This is a genomic window from Streptococcus cristatus (assembly GCF_008369405.1).
GTDB lineage: Bacteria > Bacillota > Bacilli > Lactobacillales > Streptococcaceae > Streptococcus > Streptococcus cristatus_G.
This window is the reverse complement of sequence record NZ_VSJJ01000002.1, coordinates 144,271-161,754: the sequence shown is the minus strand read 5'-3', so window position 1 is coordinate 161,754 and position 17,484 is coordinate 144,271. Positions and strand designations below refer to the sequence as shown.

Genomic DNA, 17,484 nt, shown 5'->3' with positions numbered 1-17,484 from the left:
CTCCTACTGTTGCGCAAATTTTATTAATTTAGCTTTCAATTCTACTCCATCTAATTTGGAAATAGAATCAATGAAAGCTGTTACTTCTGAATTAGGTAAAGCTTGAACATTTCCTACAAATATTTTTTCATAGATTTGTTCGTCAACTCGCTCTTCAGCAGAGAGCAATTCCTCATATAGTTTCTCGCCTGGGCGAATTCCAGCTTCTACAATTTGGATTTCCTCTTCCGTATGACCGCTCAAGGTAATCATTTTTTTAGCTAAATCTAAAATTTTAACTGGCTCACCCATATCTAACACGAAAACTTCTCCACCATGCATTAGCGCTCCCGCTTGAATAACAAGACGACTTGCTTCAGGAATCGTCATGAAATACCGTGTCATTCGGAGATCTGTGATGGTAATTGGGCCACCGTTCGCAATTTGCTCCTTGAACAAAGGCACTACACTGCCTCGACTGCCTAAAACATTCCCAAAACGAACCGCCGCAAACAAGGTCTTCCCTTCCTCATTCAAACTCGTAACAATCATTTCAGCCACACGTTTTGTAGCTCCCATGACATTTGGAGGATTCACAGCCTTATCCGTAGAAACCATTACAAATTTAGCAACTCCAGCCGCTTTCGCAGCTTCAGCCACATTTTTAGTTCCATAAATATTGTTTTTTACTGCTTCAGTTGGATTGTATTCCATCAGTGGGACATGCTTATGAGCTGCCGCATGGTAAACACGATCAGGTTGATACTCATGCATAATATGGAATATCCGTTCTCGATCTTGTATATCCGCGATAAGAGGCACAATTTCGACTTTATCTCCATACTGAGCAAGTAATTCTTTATGAATTAAATAGATAGAATTTTCTCCATGACCTAATAGTAATAACCTTGCAGGAGAAAAACGAACTATCTGGCGACAGAGTTCTGAACCAATTGACCCTCCAGCTCCCGTAACCAAGACTGTCTTACCTTCAATATTGGACTGTAAACTTGTTTGGTCAAGTTTAACTTCTTTTCTCCCCAATAAATCAGCAATATCAATTTCTCTTAATTTGTGTACTTTTAACTTCCCTGTAACAACTTCTTCATACTTTGGCATAGCACTGACTTTAGCGCCTGTCTTTTTACAAAGAGAGAGAATGCGCTCATACTCATCTGGTTTAAGCGACGGAATAGCCACTACTATTTGACTTATCTCATAATTTGCTACAATTTCTGGAATTTGTTCGTCTGTGCCTACAACCTTAATACCATGCAGGAGCGAACCCTGCTTACTTACATCACGATCCACAACTGCAACAATTTTTAATTCTGGTGAGTCTTTTAGAGCGGTTGTGATAAATAAGCTTCCACCATCTCCTGCTCCGACGACCAAGGTTCTGCTAACCTTACTTTCTTCAACTTCTGTATAGGTAGTCCCATTCTTAAAACTGTACCACATTCTCCAGCCAAGTCGCATAGATATAGTAAACAAAATAGAAAACATGCAACTAAGCAACAGAAAACGATAACTTGTATGCAAGGATAGCGCAAGTTCTACTAAGAAAACAATAAAGTAAGCACCTACCAAGGTTAGACTGATCGTGCTGAGAGTTTTATAGTCCGTGTAACGATTGATAATCGAAAAAAGTTTCGTTTTGATTCCAATTAAAAAATAGAGCACTACTGTCATTGTTAAGGTTTGTATAAAACTCAAATCTGACAGCAAAACATATTCAGATAAAAAGAAGTATGCCACAAAACCACTAAAATATATTAAAACAGCATCTGCTATCATCAGAATAATTCTTTTTTGTGATCGTGTTAATTCCATAATATCCCTTTATTTTTTTCTATTCTTTACTCAAATTATCCCCATAGTGTCCATAGGAACCATAGAAACCATATTTGTCTGCTTGGACATTGTATTTATTTAAGACCACGCCAAGGAATGGTGTGGATGATTGTTCCAACTGCGTTTTAGATTTTTGAACCATTTTACGTTTGACTTCATTTGTCGCTACAACCAAAAGACTGGCATCGCAAACTTTGGCAATCAAGGTTGCGTCTACTACCATTCCAATCGGCGGTGTATCTACGATAATATAGTCGTAGTGACGGCGCAAAACGCTCATCATAGTGGTAAATCGTTCACTCTGGAGAAGAGCCGTTGGATTAGGTGACGCTTGTCCTGAGGTGATGACGAAGAGATTTTCCTCATCCGTTTCGCACAGTCCTTGAGATAGGTCTGTATTTCTCGCAAGATACTCTGTCAAGCCAGAAACCTTCTCACCGCTCTTAAAGACTCCACCTAGCATTTTTGAATTTCGGATATCTGCATCAATCAAAAGTGTCTTATGACCCGCCTTGGCAAAGGTCAGGGCAAGATTGGTTGAAGTTGTCGTCTTTCCCTCACCTGGGAAGGTAGAACTAACAGCAATCACCTTGATATCTTCACCGCTAAGTTGGATATTGGTCCGAAGGGCATTGTAATACTCCTCTACCCGTGAAATAGAAAGTTTTTTCTTTTTTGCTAACTCTAGTATTGGCATTGTATCTCCTAACCTACCTTACTCATATCTGGGATGACACCAAGCAGGGTCATTCCTAGGGTTTCTTCGATATCTTCTGGCTTCTTGACACGGTCATCAAGAATCTCAACAATCACTACTACAAAGACCATCAAGATACCACCCACAAGCACTCCAATAATGGTATTGCGACGGATATTTGGAGAAGACGGTGTTTTTGGCGTTTCTGCTTCTTCCAGCGTTGTAACGTCGGATACCTTGGTAACAGCGATGATTTTCTCAGCAGCAACTTCGCGCAAAGTATTGGCAATACGGCTTGCTTCTGCTGGATCCGCATGCGTAACCGTAATAGACACAATCCGAGTATCTGTTGGTACAGTCACAGTTACCTTTGATGCCAAATCAGATGGCGAGCCTGACAATTTCAATTCTGAAATGACGGATGCCAAGACATCTTGAGACAGGATAATTTCCTTGTAGTCCTTTACCAGATAAGAACCAGCCTGCAAGTCTTGGTTTGTCAAGGTAGGATTTTCGCCCTGCTGACGATTGACAACGTAGATACGCGTCGTGCTCTTATAAGCAGGCTTAGCAATAAAAACGCTATAACCTAGGGCTAAAATACCTGTCAATAAGGCAGTTAAGATAATTAAAAATTTCCGTTTCCAAATTGTCTTCAGCAAAGACAATACATCGATTTCGATCATTTGATTTTCTTGATTCATGTATTTACTTTCTCCAGAGTTTGATTGATTAAATAAACTCGTTACTTAATAAGATTTCTTGGTTTGTCTTAAAGAGTTCTTCCGCACGCTCAGCGCCGTATTTTTTCGCAACAATCTGATAGGCCTTTTGCATATAAGGCGGTCTGTCATCGAAATTGTGCATATCGCTGGCAACGAAATGAACCAAGTCCCGTTCTAGAAAGAACTGAACACGCTTTTTCATAAATTTGTAACGATCACCAAAGAGCTTGGGTTTCAAAACATTTGAACTGTTGACCTGCATATAGCAGCCCATATTGATCAATTCGCTGACCCTATCTTCATCATTTTCCAGACAGTGATAGCGCTCGATATGGGCCACCACCGGAGTCATTCCGAGGCGGATAACATTGCCCAAGGCTGAGTGAATATCCTTATAGGGTGTATTCATACTAAACTCGATCAAGACATACTTGGTGTCACCTAGACTGGGAAATGTCCCCTCTTCCAGCTTTTGCAAGATATCACTAGTATAGTAAATCTCAGCTCCATATAGCACGGTCAAGTCGCCAGCAACTTGCTTGGCTAAGTCCTGCACTTGCTTGAAGTTTGCTGCAATCTTTTCTTCAGGTGTTTCAAACATGCCCTTTCGGCGATGAGAAGTAGAAATAATGGTACGAACGCCCTGACGATAGCTCTCTTCTAGCAGACGTCGGCTATCCTCTAACGTCTTAGGACCGTCATCCACATCAAAAATGATATGCGAGTGAATATCAATCATGCTTTACTTCCCTTCCATCACTTCTTGGATCGCCGCTTTGGCCGCTGCCAAGCTATTTTGATCAATTTCCATCATGTAGAGATTGGCTTCTGGCATCGCATGGGAAGGCAGACCTGTATTTCCAGTTCCGGTCAAGGCCTGAGAAGTCACATTATAACTTCCACCTGACTCCAGCTGAGTATTGATCAGATTCATCATCGTTTCCAAGCTCATATCGGTCTGGACAGAATCCTGTAGCCCTGAAAGAATGGCATTGTAATTCCTCAGTGCATCTGTTGACGTCAGCTTTTTAATGACTGCTGCAATGACCTTTTCTTGGTTCTTACCACGATCATTATCTCCGCCATTTAGAGAATAACGTTCACGGACGAAAGTCAACGCTTGTTCAGAATTTAATGAAATATTACCAATAGGATAATGAGTATTTCCTACAGTAAACTCTTGGTCGTTCTCAATATCAATCCCACCCAGCAAGTCAATCAACTTGAGGAAGGAAGTGAAATTTAGCCGGACATAATAATTCAAATCAATACCGTAGAGGTTTTCCAAGGTGTGAACGGAAGCGTCTACGCCGTAAATACCTGCGTGGGTCAGCTTATCTGGCTGATTGAGACCACCGTCTGCAATTGGAACATAGGCATCCCGTGGTGTCGTCGTCAGCAAGACTTTCTTGGTCTTACGGTTGACTGTCATGATAATGTTAACATCCGAGCGTGACACAGAAGAAATTGGTCCATAAGTGTCAATACCACTGACATAGATATTGAAGACTTCTGCATTTGGATCTTGCTTGCCAATAGCTGTATCAATCTTCTTGCTTATCTTGTGAGTGTAGATTTTTTTTATCTTGGAAGCATAGTCGGGATCTTCACCACGAATGGTATCTTCAAAGACGCTATTCAAGACCATAGCCTTGGCTTCACCAGAAGTCAGCGACTTATAGGCAGCGAGATAAGAAGAAGCTGTATCCACTGCCAGCTCATGTCCCTGTGTCTGACTGATATTTTTCATCAGTGCTTGGACATTGTCTTGGTCATTGCCTGATGGCGCCAAGACATTTGTCAGCTGCTTGAGGTCCGTGACATCACTATCTGCTGGCACCACGATACTCATCTCATACTCAGAGTAGTTGGAAGTGGAGTTGACGCCAGCCGACAAGTCGACTAAACCCTTTACAGCATACATAGACACAGACCCCACAAGCAGGGCTACTATTAGGATAGCACTAGTGGTCTTGCCTGCCTTACCCTTGAAAATCAGGAATCCTGATAGAACCGCTACTGCAAGGATAAGGGCTGTCACCAAGATATTCACATAGCGAAAAGCTAGAAAATGATAGCGGAAAATCGTGAAAATCAAGAAGGCCGCTAACAAAGTATAAACACCCAAGAGGGTGCTATTAACTATTTTTAATCGATCGTTTTTCTTTTTAGACTTTTTTGCTCTCTGATACATTCACCTTACTACTTTCTGTGCGAAATTACTCTAGTCTATTATAGCATAAAAACATAGCTTTTTTAAGAAATTCTTAAGAATATTACATAATTGTAAAAAAATCCTATTTTTTTGTCAACGACTTCAACTTTGAAATCGAATTCAAGATAAAACACAGAAAAACAAAGCGATACCAAGGCATTGACACCACCTTTTTCTGATAAGGAAAATAGAGCTTGGCTCATGAACTCTGAGAGCCACTTGCATTATCGTAAGCATATTTAAAAATTATGGACAAACTTGAACTAAATGTCCTATTTTTATACTAAAAATTTTGCTTCAATCTAGAGGATTACAGCAAGCCATCTCGATCAACTTGCTCATAGGCCTGCAAGCCATCATTGAGCTTATCCCAGATGACTACCTGACCTGACTGAAGGGACTTCTGCACATCAATGATGCGCTGATTAGAAGAACCGCGGAACTGCAACATGAGATTCTTCTTTGTGATATCAAAACGACCGTCCACTAGGATGTCAATCAGACTCAGCAGCTCCAACTTATCCTCCGTTTCCAGCATCATCTCCTCCCAGGTGTAGCCCGTCCAAGACCAGATATCCTTGTCCGGCAGCTCTCTCCGAATCCGCTTGACCAAGGGCAGGAGAATGCCTGTATTGAGAAAAGGCTCGCCGCCTAGGAGGGTCAGCCCCTGCACATAGGGTTCCGCCAAGTCTTTCATAATCTGCTCCTCTAGCTCTTGGGTATAAGGAATGCCAGCGTTGAAAGACCAAGTTGCTGCATTATAGCAGCCTTCACAGTGAAACATACAGCCACTGACATAGAGGGAGTTGCGGACACCTTCACCATCCACAAAGTTAAAGGCCTTATAGTCAATGATGCGGCCCTTGCTCAGCTCCTCACTTTTCCATTCTTGAGGTTTGGGATTGTTCATCGTCATCCTCCAAATCTATCCAGTAGCGCTGACTTCTATCGATTGTATTTTCGTAAACACCGCCAGCAGAGAGAATCGTGCGTCGGCTGGCTTCGTTGTCTTCATCGCAGGTAATCAGCACTCGTTCCAATCCTTGCTTTCGAGCCTCTGCTAGTCCTAGCTTTAGCTGCAACTTGGCCAAGCCCTTTTTGCGTTGGCTGGGACGAATGGAGTATCCAATATGACCACCCTCTACAAATAATTTGTCATTCAAGGATAGGCGCAGGGCTAAAAAGCCCAGAGGCAAGCCAGTCTCATCAAAGGATAAAAATTGGATGGCAGGAACCCAACCTGCTGGCAAGTTTGCCACATCCTCCTGCCATCTCACCATTTGTAGCCAATCCTCATAATCCTTTGCTTGCTTCCAAGTGGAGCCCATGCCACCGTGCATATAGGATTTTGCAGCATCGAACTCCGCAATCATCTCTAAAATCGCATCTTTATCTTCCAAAGTTGGTCGTCGTAACTTCATAAACTATCCTCAACTATCCTCAATCTAAATCAATCCAATAGCGCTCTTTCCCGCCTCGAATATCCTCCAAAGTTCCGCCATTAGCCAGAATCACTGCTCGACTGGCAGCATTGTCACTATCACAAGTCACTAGGGCTCGTTTTATATTTTTACTTTTGGCTACTTGCAAGCCTTGTCGCAGCTGCTCTTTGGCCAATCCTTGCCCACGCGCAGAGGGACGGATACTATAACCGATATGCCCGCCTTCTTGGAGCAAATGGTCATTTAGCCGCAAGCGCAGATTGAGAAAACCCACAGCCTGACCATCCGCAGCAAAAGTGATTAGTTGGATGTAAGGCACAAACCCTTCTGGCAAGCCTAGACCTGCCTCAGCTAGCTGAATAGTCTCCAGCCAATCCTCATAGACAAAATCTGCTCCGCCAAAGAAGCCATCCTGTCGGCTACCAGCTGCTTCAAAGTCAGCCAGCATCTCTAAAATCTTTTCCTTGTCTCCTAATTCTGGTCGTCTCAGCTCCATAGATTCTCCTGATACGAAGAGAGTGAGACCGCCTTGCGCCCCACTCTGACTTCTATTATTTCTTGTTTTTTTCTAAAAATTGCTGACGTAGTTTGGCTAATCGTTCTTTTTTACCGCTGCCTCCCCGCGAATGTTTTTCATGGAAACGCTGCACCTGAGCCTTTCCTTTGTCGTCCAATTGATACTTTCCCATCTTAATCTCCCTCATACTTAATAGTCGAGCCATTCATGTGCTTAACCCGAGCTGATATTTCCTTGTGGCGGCCATTAACCATCGGACGTGCTTGCGGATTTCCTAAGTAACCGCAGGTCCGCTTGACCACGTCAACCGTCTTGGGATCGCTGTTGCCACAATTTGGACAGGTGAAGCCCCGCTCGGTCGGCGTGAAATCTCCCTCAAAGTTACACTTGTAACAGCGGTCAATCGGTGTATTGGTTCCCAAATAGCCGACCCGATCATAGGCATAGTCCCAGACTGCTTCCAGCGCTTTTGGATTTTGCTGCAGCACAGGATATTCACAGTAGTGGATAAAGCCACCTGAAGCCCCCACTTCAGGATAGATCTTCTCAAAGTCCAGCTTTTCAAAAGGCGTTGGATTCTTACGCACATCGTAGTGGAAGGAGTTGGTATAATATTCCTTGTCAGTAATATCCGGAACAACGCCAAACTTCTCTGTATCCAAACGGCAGAAACGGTCAGTTAGACTTTCAGATGGTGTCGAGTAAACAGAGAAATGATAGTCATACTGATCTGACCACTCTTCTACCCGACGCTTCATATCTTTGACAATGGCAATCGTAAAGTCCTTGGCTTCTGGATTGGTCTCCCAGTCGCCGCCGTAAAAGACTGCTGCCACTTCATACAGACCGATATAGCCTAGGGAAACCGTTGCCCGACGGTGAGTGAAGAGCTGGTCTACCTGATCGTACTTGCCCAAGCGTTGGCCAAAAGCCCCATACTGATAAAGAATCGGTGCATTGGCCGGACTGGCTTCTTTGGTCCGCTCCACTCGGTAAACCAGAGCATCCTCAGCGATATTCATCCGCTCGTTAAAGAGTTCCCAGAATTTATCCAAATCCCCCTCAGATTCAAGCGCAATCCGCGGCAGATTGACAGTAACGACACCTAGATTCATACGGCCGGAGTTAACTTCCTGCCCATTTTCATCCTTCCAGCCTTGTAGGAACGAACGGCAGCCCATCGGCACCTTGAAGGATCCAGTTAAGTCGATAATCTTGTCATAGGAAAGGACATCTGGATACATACGCTTAGTGGCACACTCCAAAGCCAGTTCTTTAATGTCATAGTTAGGCGTTCCTGGCTCAAGATTAAGCCCACGCTTAAGGGTGAAAATCAGCTTAGGGAAAATTGCTGTGCGGTGCTCGCTTCCCAGTCCCTTGATACGGATATTGAGAATGGCCTTTTGAATTTCCCGCTCAAAACGATTGGTCCCCAGACCAAAGCCCAGCGAGGTAAAAGGAGTCTGACCATTAGAGGTAAAGAGGGTATTGATCTCATACTCTAGCGACTGCATGGCATCGTAGATATCCTTCTTGGTCTTCGCCCAGGCGTACTCTTCCTGCTTATCCGGCAAAACCCATTGCTCTGCATCCTTGAGATGCTTTTGATAATTAAGCTCAGCATAGGGCGCCAAGACTTCGTCAATCCGATCGGCTGAACAGCCGCCGTACTGGCTGGAAGCCACATTAGCAATGATTTGCGAGATTTGCGCTGTCGCAGTCTGGATAGACTTGGGACTCTCTACTTCTGCATTGCCAATCTTGAAGCCATTTTTCAGCATGCCGTCAAAGTCAATCAGACAGCAATTCGTCATAGGCGTATAAGGGCTGTAGTCCAAATCATGGTAGTGAATGTCCCCCTTCTGGTGGGCATTGGCCACGTGGGGTGGCAGCATCTTAAGGCCGATGGATTTGCCAACAATCCCAGCCGTCAAATCCCGTTGGGTATTGAAAACATCACTGTCCTTATTGGCATTCTCATTGACCACCGTGCGATCTTTGTTGAGGAGTTTGTCAATGGTAAAGTTGATATCCGTCGCTTTTGAGCGCTCAAAATCCCTTTGGGTGCGGTAAGTGATGTAGTTCTCCGCAATGGCATATTCCTTGGCATTTAAAAGCTCATGCTCAACGATGTTCTGAATCTCATAGATTTTGACATACTTGGCGAAGCGACTGCTGATTTCTGCCACAACACGGTCTGTGATGGTTTCGATCTTAGCCTCCAGCATGGGCGTCATAGGACCAAGGTCCTGAGCAGCCCGCACCATAGCCTTATAAATCTTAGTCACATCAAAAGCTACTCTCCGACCGTCTCGCTTCTCAACGTAGATGGTGGGCGCTGTATCAAATTTTGCTTCTCTTAAAATCATCACAAACACTTCCTCTTCTCAATTAATCATCTACCAAACATTATATCACTCCAAAATAAAAAATCAATATGTTGTGGTAAAAATGTTATTTTTTTGTTTTACACACAACATATTGATTCGATTACTTGATTTGATAAAGCTTGAAGTGATTGAGTTTTAGGTTCACTTCTTCATAATCTTGAGAAATTTTCTTTTTCACATCCGAAAAGAGTTTCACATCTTTATTGACTAAGATAAACTTTGGACTCGCTTCATTTAAAGCATTACGCAAGAAAATACGATTTTCCTCCGTTCCTGTATAAAGTGACGGACTCAATAGAGAAACGGCTGATAAACGCTGCGCTTTTTTATAGAGGCTAGCTGTATTGTCCCAAGCATAAATACTATCCTTACTAGTGCTGTTTTCACGAATATGTTGGGCAGCCAGATTTCTCTCTGCTGAAACTCCATTGGATAAAATATACTCATTTACAAATGGATAAGCTACGAGATAAAGCATCACAAGCAAAGGCAAAAAAAGTTGCTTGCCCAAATAACGATTCCAGCTAGAAGTCTGGGCAGGCTTACGGTGGCGTCTTTCATGTCCATCCCTGTCTCCACCTGTATCTAGCCACAAGGCCAGTAACAGCAAGGCAAAAGGCAGAGTTGTCAACAATTGATAAGCACCCTTCTCTGGCAAGCCTAGAACACCAACAAAGCTGATAGGAAGACCTAGCAAACCAATAAAGCGCATACCCCGCGCAGCAGTTGGTTCTTCTTTGAAAGCAAAAGCCGTCATCAACGCTGTCGCAAAACCTAATCCTAGAAAAAGCAAACCATAATAGAGCAAATGATCTAATATATAGTTGCCATTAAGACGAAAAGCCTCTAGAACATAAGTAGCTTGGCTAATCGCTATACCAAAAGAACCATTCAAAACTGTATAGTAGCCCAGTGGATAAAAGACTAAAGAAAAACCTAATAGACCTGCCAGCAACTGATAAAAGCCACGCGCTTTTCGCTTGTCAGCGATAGCGATATTGTACAGAAGCAAAAACAGCGTCGTCAATGAGTAAAAGAGCATACTAAAAGCTGGCTCGATTAGAAAAGCCAAGGCTCCAACCATCCCAAAACGAATAAAAGACTCATCGCGGACACGCCCTTGTAAGTATTTCACAAGATGGTACAAACTCCGAAAGATAAATGGAAAAGCAAAAATAATAGAATAAGTTCCGCCAAATCCCAGTGTTAGTACAAACAAATAGAACAGAATTGTAATCTGGCGAGCTAGACCACTTCTAAGCGTTATTTGTGAAATTGTCTGAAAGAGATATATTCCTGCCAAGGTCAGAGCCACTACTTGAAAGAGTAGAAACACTACCGGACCAAGGAACAAATTCCCCAACCAGCTCAGCAAATAGTAGAGGAGACCGCTGGTTCCATAAATATTTGCATAGGCAACCTCTCCCTGTGCCAGCGCCCAGCCAGCGTAGAGATTCTGCGACTGCAGGTTGGTAGCTAAGTTAGTCAGTAGAGGATTGATCACGCTGGTCAAACTGACCAAGATACTCCACAAAAATAATTGAAAGGCGGGAACCGGCTCGATTACTTTTTCTATCCGCCGTTTCTCATTTGTATTTTGCCAGGTCTCTGCGGACAAAGATACTGAAATTTCCACATTTTCCTGTCGGTTTCTATCATTCATAAAAGTTCTCCTTGATTTCCATACTCTATAGTATATCAAAAAGCACTCTTTCTGTCAGCCTTATTTTGACTCCCTTTCTTCTCCTGTTTCTTCTTTGCCAAGCGCTCCAAATCGCGGAATCTTAGGTAAACTAGCCGCTCTTCTGGACAAGAAAGCCGATAAATTATTTTTGCTATTTCCATCTATAATCCTCCTTTGATTCTCTGTCCCCTACTTACTATTCGTAAAATAAAGGCGAGCGTCGCAAGAAAGTGTCATTTATAGCTTCTCCAGCAAATCTGCTCAGCAAAAAACAGAAAAAAGGGGCTGGGACAAAAGTCCTAGCCTCTCAATTGTCTTTGGATTGTCAAGCAAGACGCAGGGGTTGAGTGGGCTCTACTGCGCTGATTTCATCAGCTTTTACAGCCCTACTCAACTGTGCGGAGGTGGGACGACGAAATCGAATTCTAACGAATTACCGATTTCTATCCCACTCTCTTTAAAGTAGCGGAGCAAATAATTGCATGATTTCCTTCAGTAAACGCTGGTACCAGCTATTCTGGAGGGTTTCAAGAGAAATTTCTTTGGAAACATCAAACAAGCCCTCAAAATCCTGCTTAATATCCGCAATCGATTCTGTTTGATACATGAGGACGGCATTTTCATAATGATGCACCAGACTACGGTAGTCAAAATTAATGGTTCCGACCACGGCTAACTCATCGTCCGAAATAACGTTTTTACTGTGGATAAAACCAGGAGTATACTCATAAATCTTAACACCAGCCTCCAGCAAGTCTGGATAAGCACCACGAGTGACTATCTGAATCAGCTTTTTATCAGGAATAAATGGCGTCACAATGCGAACATCCACCCCTCTCATGGCTGCGTTTTTGATATCCTCTGTCAAATCATAGTCAATAATCAAATAAGGGGTCGTGATATAGACATAATCGATGGCTTGATTGATGATATTCTGGTAAACAGCCTTGCCCACCTGTTCCTTATAAATCGGCTTGGGACCACTACCATACGGGATATAAAGCCCTTTGCCTTCCACTCGCTGGCTATCAAAATGATAACGGTCAAAGTCTGTGATTTCCCCGCGATTGATGTACCAATTCATCAAGAAAAGACGTGTCAAGGCCTTTACTGCTCGCCCTTCCAGACGGACACCGCCATCTTTCCAATGCCCGAAGCGCACGATATGGTTGATGTACTCGTCTGCCAGATTGATTCCGCCTGTATAGCCGACTTGCCCATCTACCACCAAAATCTTGCGGTGATCACGATTATTATAGGCCACCGTCATCCGCGGAATCACCTTATTAAACTTATGGGCATCAATTCCCATCTTGCGCAGCCTTTTCGTATAATCTCCTGAAAGGGTCGCCATACAGCCAATGTCATCGTAGAGCAGCTTGACTTCAACTCCCTGCTGGACCTTATCTACCAAAATCTCAAGGACACGGTTCCACATCACACCTGGATCAATGATATAAAATTCCAGAAAAATGAATTTCTTGGCTGAGCGCAAATCATCCAGCATGGCCTCAAACATCTCTTCACCAAGAGGGAAATATTGCGAAGCCGTGCCATCGTAGACATCTGCATTGTGATCCATACTCAGCAAGGACTTGACAATGCCAAAGGCTGATTTATTCTCCTGCTTGAGTTCGACTCGCAGGTCATAGCTGTTGTCCTCTCGAAACTTCATTGAGTCCATTTTTTCCAGCTGCTGAATTTCTTTTTTGGAAAGGCGCCGCTCTCCAATCATCAGATAGAGCAAGAAGCCAAAAACGGGCACAACTGCAAATAAGATCCAAGTCACCTTGCTTTCGGGAGGCATATTCCGATTGACAATGGTCAAAATAGTCCCAATGTATAAAGAAGCAATGACAAGGGCTGACAACCAATTAGGCACCAACTGATTAAAATAGAAAAAGGCCGCAAAAACAAGAAATAATTCTAGTAACATAATAATGATGCTGAAACCATACTTGGACATCAGCAAACGAAACTTGCCTAGATTCATCCTAACCCTCCCTCGTCTCATATTTCATCTAGTATAACAATAATTAGCAGCAATTTCAAAATTTTTTAAAAGAAAACAATCTCTAGTCCAAGATTAAAGAAAGCCCTAGCACTCCATTATCCAAACACACAAAAAGCTGGAGCATCTGTCCAGCCTTTTGTAGGATATTCCTTTTTGAAATTTATTGCTTGGTGAAGACGATTGTGTCGTCATCATCGTTTTCCTGCGATAAATCTTCCAAAGTTAGTTGTTTTCCCTCTATTCGATAACGCTTAACGTCATCTCCAACAATCATGGTTTGATTGGTTGGATCAACCTGCACCTGTTCAATTTCCTGCTCACCGTCGCGCTCGACCTTGGTCAGGGTTCCTTTATTTCCAGAAACTTCTAGAGTTAAAGCATCACCTTCATGAGTCGCCTTATAAGTCCCATATAAGTCACTAGCAGCCGTTTGACTGGAAGTAGAAGCCTCTGAACTACTAGTATTTACGCTACTGTTTGTATTGCTACTTGCCTTGCTATTTGATGACACTGTCTCAGATGACTGAGAAACAGAGGAACTCGCTTGAGATTGAGCAGCCTGATTGGATGGATTTTGACCGGAATTGCCACAAGCTACCAATACAAAAGCGGTCATAGCCGTAAGGGCTGAAAAAACTAATTTTTTTGAAACCTTCATATCGTTTCTCCTTTCTTTGTTCCACTTCTATTTTACCAAACAGGGCTTTCTATGGTCAACTTATACACTCTGGAGGTAGGCTCGAATCTCTGCAATGAAATAGAGTGAGCCCGTTACAAAAAGAACTTGGTCAGCCGTCTGCTCTTGTTTGAAATTCTCAATAAAGGCTCTATAATCCGCCACATAATCAAAGTCCGTAGCTTCTGCCTGACCCACAGATTCCCCGTAGTCAAAGCTGGTCACCGTTACCTGAACCTCTGGCAAGTTCTCCTGCAAATAGTCCAGCATACCGCTATAATCCTTGCGCTTCAAAGCTCCAAACAGCAGGCTGCATGTCTTGCCCTTCTGGCTCTTGATAAACTCGACCAAACGCGCCAAAGCTGGTAAATTATGGGCACCGTCCAGATAGATATTCGGACGAATTTCCTCTAGCCGCCCCGCCCAATGGGTCTTCCGCAAAGATGAAGGAAGCATAGAAAAATCAATTTCCCAGCCCATTTGCTTCATAAAAAGCAGAAAAGCCTGCAAGGCCAGCGCTGCATTTTCTTCTTGGTAAGCACCTTGTAATCCCAAGACCAAATGCGATAAAAACCGGTCTTTATTCTTAAAAGAACCATCAGAAAACGAAAAATCGCGTCCGTATTCATACAAATCCAAATTCAAGCTTGCTGCCCGCTGTTCACAGACCTGACGCGCCTCCTCCGGCAAGGGACCGATGATTACGGAACAACCTTTTTTGAAAATACCAGCCTTCTGCTCTGCAATCGCTGTGAGGGTCTGCCCCAGCGTTTCCTGATGATCCAAGCCCACCGATGTCACCACTGCAACTTGTCCATCCAAGACATTGGTCGTGTCCAAGAGTCCACCAATTCCCACTTCGATGAGAGCCAGATCAACCTGCTCCTCTCTGAAATAAAGAAAGGCTAGCAAGGTCAAGATTTCAAAATAGGATAGCTGGTCGTGCGTCTTGACCAATTCTCTCTCCATCTCCTGAATCTGCCACCCAAAGCGAACAAAATCAGCATCCGAAATCGGAAGTCCATTGATACAAACACGGTCATGAACGCTGATCATATGCGGAGATGTAAAGCTGGCTACCTTTTTCCCTTGATCGGCAAATAGATTCCGCATAAAAGCAATAGTAGAGCCCTTGCCGTTCGTTCCCGTCACATGAATGACGGGGTAAGCCCGTTCAGGATTCCCCAGCAAATCCACCGCTCTCTGCATCCGTTCCAGACCTGAACGAAAGTTTAGACCAATACGACCATTCAACCATTTTTCAATTTCATTCATCACTTTTCCTACATAAAAAGAGAAGCGAAGCAGACTTCAAATGTGAATCGCCACTCGCTTCTCTCTTTTCTATTCTTTGTAAAGAAACCAGCTGTGGCCAAGCTGAGATAAGTTTTCAAGCCGGCTGATTTTCTAGTTTCTAGTTGCTATACTCAGGCTAAAAAGGTCCCCCGGACCTTCCTCGCTTTCTAATTTTTAAGCTCGGGCTAAAAAGGTCCCCCGGACCTTTTTACTCCTCCATAAAGCTGTTGAAGACTTCTTCAATCATATCCCACTCTGCATCAGAGTCTTCTGGGATTGGTTCCAATTCGCCTTCTGTTCCGTCTTCATTTTCTGTAAATGAGTAAGCTTGGATTTCAACTTCGCCGTTCTCATCTTCTTCAGCATTGACCGGTACCAAGAGTACGTAATTTTTTCCAAACTCTTCTTTGCCATCAATCGTCAAAAGAATTTCAAATAAATTCTCGTTACCTTGCTCATCTACCAATGTAATCAATTCAGGCTGTGTCTGTTCGTGGTCATGATTATGATCGTGTGCCATAATTGTTTCCTCAATTCTTTCTAAAAGTTTCGATCCAAATAATTCTGTAAAATCAGCTGAGCAGCCAACTTATCAATCACTTTTTTTCGCTTGCTGCGGCTAATATCTGCCTGCTCAATCAGCATGCGCTCCGCCGCTACCGTCGTCAGACGCTCATCCTGATAGTCTACCGGGATTTGAAAAAGCTCTGCAATTTTTTCACCATAAGCCTTACTCGCTTCCACTCGTGGACCGCTGGTATTGTTCATATTTTTAGGAAGGCCAAGCACAAACTTGTCCACCTTATATTGCTCGACAAGCTCCGTCAAGCGCTCAAAACCGAACTGCTCTTTCTCTTCATCAATCTGAATGATTTCAAGTCCCTGAGCGGTGAAGCCAAGTGGATCGCTAATTGCAACGCCCACTGTTTTCGATCCGACATCTAGTCCCATAATTCTCATCAGAGGTCAATGCCTTGCCCTTTCAGATAATAACGCACCAGTTCCTCTACGATTTCATCGCGTTCATATTTACGAATCTGATTTCGAGCATTATTATAACGAGGCACATAAGCAGGATCTCCACTCAGCACGTAACCTACGATTTGATTGATTGGATTATAGCCCTTATCATTGAGTGACTTGTAGACGTCGGTCAAAGTCTCGCTAATTTCTTTTTTGTTTGAATCATCAAGATTAAAACGTACAGTTTCGTCTGTAAATCCCACAATTACACCCTCTTTCTTTAAGAATACCATCATTATAGCATAATTACAGCAGTTTCACAAACTTAATCCATGTAAATTTTCTACTTTTTCGACATTTTTTCAACTATTTACCGCTCCTTCCCATCAAAAAACTAGCCCTTTTTCAAAGACTAGTTTTAATCAAAAATATTAGGACGGATTGCTAATTTCCTTGCCCCCTTCATCTTGGAAGGACTTGATAAATTCTTCTGGAGTCTGAGACTTCATTTGGCTAAAGATTGGCCCATAGGTCGGTACTTTAGAAGCCGCATCATAATCAAGATTTGTCGGATCAATAATAAAATCAATATCAACAGTGCCTTTTTCGGTTACTTTAACATTCACTTGAATACCTTTTACTTGTTCAAGTTTATCCACTCCTGAACTTTGCTTGAAGCTCTTGCTCACCTCTTCTTGCAGAGAGGACAAGTCTTGACCAGCTAAGGCAGACTTAGCTTCTTCTGGCAAATTTTGTGAAATAGCAATATTAACTTTTTCATACTTCTTGCCCGCGTAGGTAACTGTCAAGGTCATCGTTTGATCAAGGCCTTGTACCTTTTGATTTAACTGATAAGACTTGGTAACCGATTTATCTTTTACCTTGCTTTGAACAGACTGATTGCTACCAGCTTTTCCACTATGTGACTGTTGTCCACAAGCTGTCAACACCGCCAAACTAGCCATTAAAAGTACTACTGATTTTTTCATTTCTTTCTCCTTTTTGGTTTTCTATGATTGACAAGAAGCTTCC

The 17,484-nt window shown here is 43.0% G+C and carries 19 protein-coding genes; all 19 read right to left on the bottom strand.

Annotation, left to right across the window (positions count from 1 at the left end; translation table 11 throughout):
• Positions 1-3: 3 nt before the first annotated feature.
• Positions 4-1,812, bottom strand: a complete 1,809-nt coding sequence (locus FXF62_RS03715) for a polysaccharide biosynthesis protein (RefSeq protein ID WP_149517688.1) — start codon at positions 1,810-1,812, stop codon at positions 4-6.
• Between the two features lie 19 nt (positions 1,813-1,831).
• The gene (locus FXF62_RS03710) at positions 1,832-2,530 is read right to left on the bottom strand and encodes a tyrosine-protein kinase (protein WP_149517687.1); all 699 of its coding nucleotides are present in this window, start codon (positions 2,528-2,530) and stop codon (positions 1,832-1,834) included.
• 8 nt (positions 2,531-2,538) lie between these two features.
• Positions 2,539-3,234 carry a CspC family polysaccharide chain length determinant protein gene (locus tag FXF62_RS03705; protein ID WP_149517686.1) on the bottom strand — a complete coding sequence of 232 codons (696 nt, stop codon included), beginning with the start codon at positions 3,232-3,234 and terminating at the stop codon, positions 2,539-2,541.
• Between the two features lie 28 nt (positions 3,235-3,262).
• Positions 3,263-3,994: a capsular polysaccharide biosynthesis protein Cps4B gene (cps4B, locus tag FXF62_RS03700; protein WP_149517685.1), complete on the bottom strand. Its 732-nt coding sequence runs from the start codon at positions 3,992-3,994 to the stop codon at positions 3,263-3,265.
• Between the two features lie 3 nt (positions 3,995-3,997).
• Positions 3,998-5,449 (bottom strand): LCP family glycopolymer transferase CpsA, encoded by a 1,452-nt coding sequence (gene cpsA / locus FXF62_RS03695; protein WP_149517684.1) that lies wholly within the window; start codon positions 5,447-5,449, stop codon positions 3,998-4,000.
• A 331-nt stretch (positions 5,450-5,780) separates the two neighbouring features.
• A complete protein-coding gene (nrdG, locus tag FXF62_RS03690) occupies positions 5,781-6,380 on the bottom strand; it encodes an anaerobic ribonucleoside-triphosphate reductase activating protein (protein ID WP_015605938.1) in 600 nt (199 codons plus the stop codon).
• Entirely contained in the window at positions 6,346-6,891 is a 546-nt protein-coding gene (locus tag FXF62_RS03685; protein WP_149517683.1) for a GNAT family N-acetyltransferase, read from the bottom strand. The genes nrdG and FXF62_RS03685 overlap by 35 nt, the downstream gene beginning before the upstream one ends.
• A 19-nt stretch (positions 6,892-6,910) precedes the next feature.
• Positions 6,911-7,408: a GNAT family N-acetyltransferase gene (locus FXF62_RS03680; RefSeq protein ID WP_149517682.1), complete on the bottom strand. Its 498-nt coding sequence runs from the start codon at positions 7,406-7,408 to the stop codon at positions 6,911-6,913.
• A gap of 55 nt (positions 7,409-7,463) precedes the next feature.
• A complete protein-coding gene (locus FXF62_RS03675) occupies positions 7,464-7,601 on the bottom strand; it encodes a hypothetical protein (protein ID WP_187984222.1) in 138 nt (45 codons plus the stop codon).
• Position 7,602: 1 nt separating this feature from the next.
• Positions 7,603-9,798 (bottom strand): anaerobic ribonucleoside-triphosphate reductase, encoded by a 2,196-nt coding sequence (nrdD, locus tag FXF62_RS03670; RefSeq protein WP_149517720.1) that lies wholly within the window; start codon positions 9,796-9,798, stop codon positions 7,603-7,605.
• Between the two features lie 121 nt (positions 9,799-9,919).
• Positions 9,920-11,482, bottom strand: coding sequence for a glycosyltransferase family protein (locus tag FXF62_RS03665; protein ID WP_149517680.1), 1,563 nt, complete (start codon positions 11,480-11,482; stop codon positions 9,920-9,922).
• A gap of 35 nt (positions 11,483-11,517) precedes the next feature.
• Positions 11,518-11,664 (bottom strand): hypothetical protein, encoded by a 147-nt coding sequence (locus FXF62_RS10720; RefSeq protein WP_187984221.1) that lies wholly within the window; start codon positions 11,662-11,664, stop codon positions 11,518-11,520.
• A 296-nt stretch (positions 11,665-11,960) separates the two neighbouring features.
• Positions 11,961-13,496: a cardiolipin synthase gene (gene cls, locus FXF62_RS03660; RefSeq protein WP_149517679.1), complete on the bottom strand. Its 1,536-nt coding sequence runs from the start codon at positions 13,494-13,496 to the stop codon at positions 11,961-11,963.
• 181 nt (positions 13,497-13,677) lie between these two features.
• A complete protein-coding gene (locus tag FXF62_RS03655) occupies positions 13,678-14,175 on the bottom strand; it encodes an SP_0198 family lipoprotein (RefSeq protein ID WP_149517678.1) in 498 nt (165 codons plus the stop codon).
• A gap of 60 nt (positions 14,176-14,235) precedes the next feature.
• Positions 14,236-15,468, bottom strand: coding sequence for a bifunctional folylpolyglutamate synthase/dihydrofolate synthase (locus tag FXF62_RS03650; RefSeq protein ID WP_149517677.1), 1,233 nt, complete (start codon positions 15,466-15,468; stop codon positions 14,236-14,238).
• A 229-nt stretch (positions 15,469-15,697) separates the two neighbouring features.
• Entirely contained in the window at positions 15,698-16,009 is a 312-nt protein-coding gene (locus tag FXF62_RS03645; RefSeq protein ID WP_149517676.1) for a DUF1292 domain-containing protein, read from the bottom strand.
• A gap of 20 nt (positions 16,010-16,029) precedes the next feature.
• Entirely contained in the window at positions 16,030-16,449 is a 420-nt protein-coding gene (ruvX, locus tag FXF62_RS03640; RefSeq protein ID WP_149517675.1) for a Holliday junction resolvase RuvX, read from the bottom strand.
• Positions 16,449-16,715 carry an IreB family regulatory phosphoprotein gene (locus tag FXF62_RS03635; protein WP_005592119.1) on the bottom strand — a complete coding sequence of 89 codons (267 nt, stop codon included), beginning with the start codon at positions 16,713-16,715 and terminating at the stop codon, positions 16,449-16,451. Before FXF62_RS03635 ends, ruvX begins: the two co-directional genes overlap by 1 nt.
• A 168-nt stretch (positions 16,716-16,883) precedes the next feature.
• Positions 16,884-17,441 carry an SP0191 family lipoprotein gene (locus FXF62_RS03630; protein WP_125387185.1) on the bottom strand — a complete coding sequence of 186 codons (558 nt, stop codon included), beginning with the start codon at positions 17,439-17,441 and terminating at the stop codon, positions 16,884-16,886.
• Between the last annotated feature and the right edge of the window lie 43 nt (positions 17,442-17,484).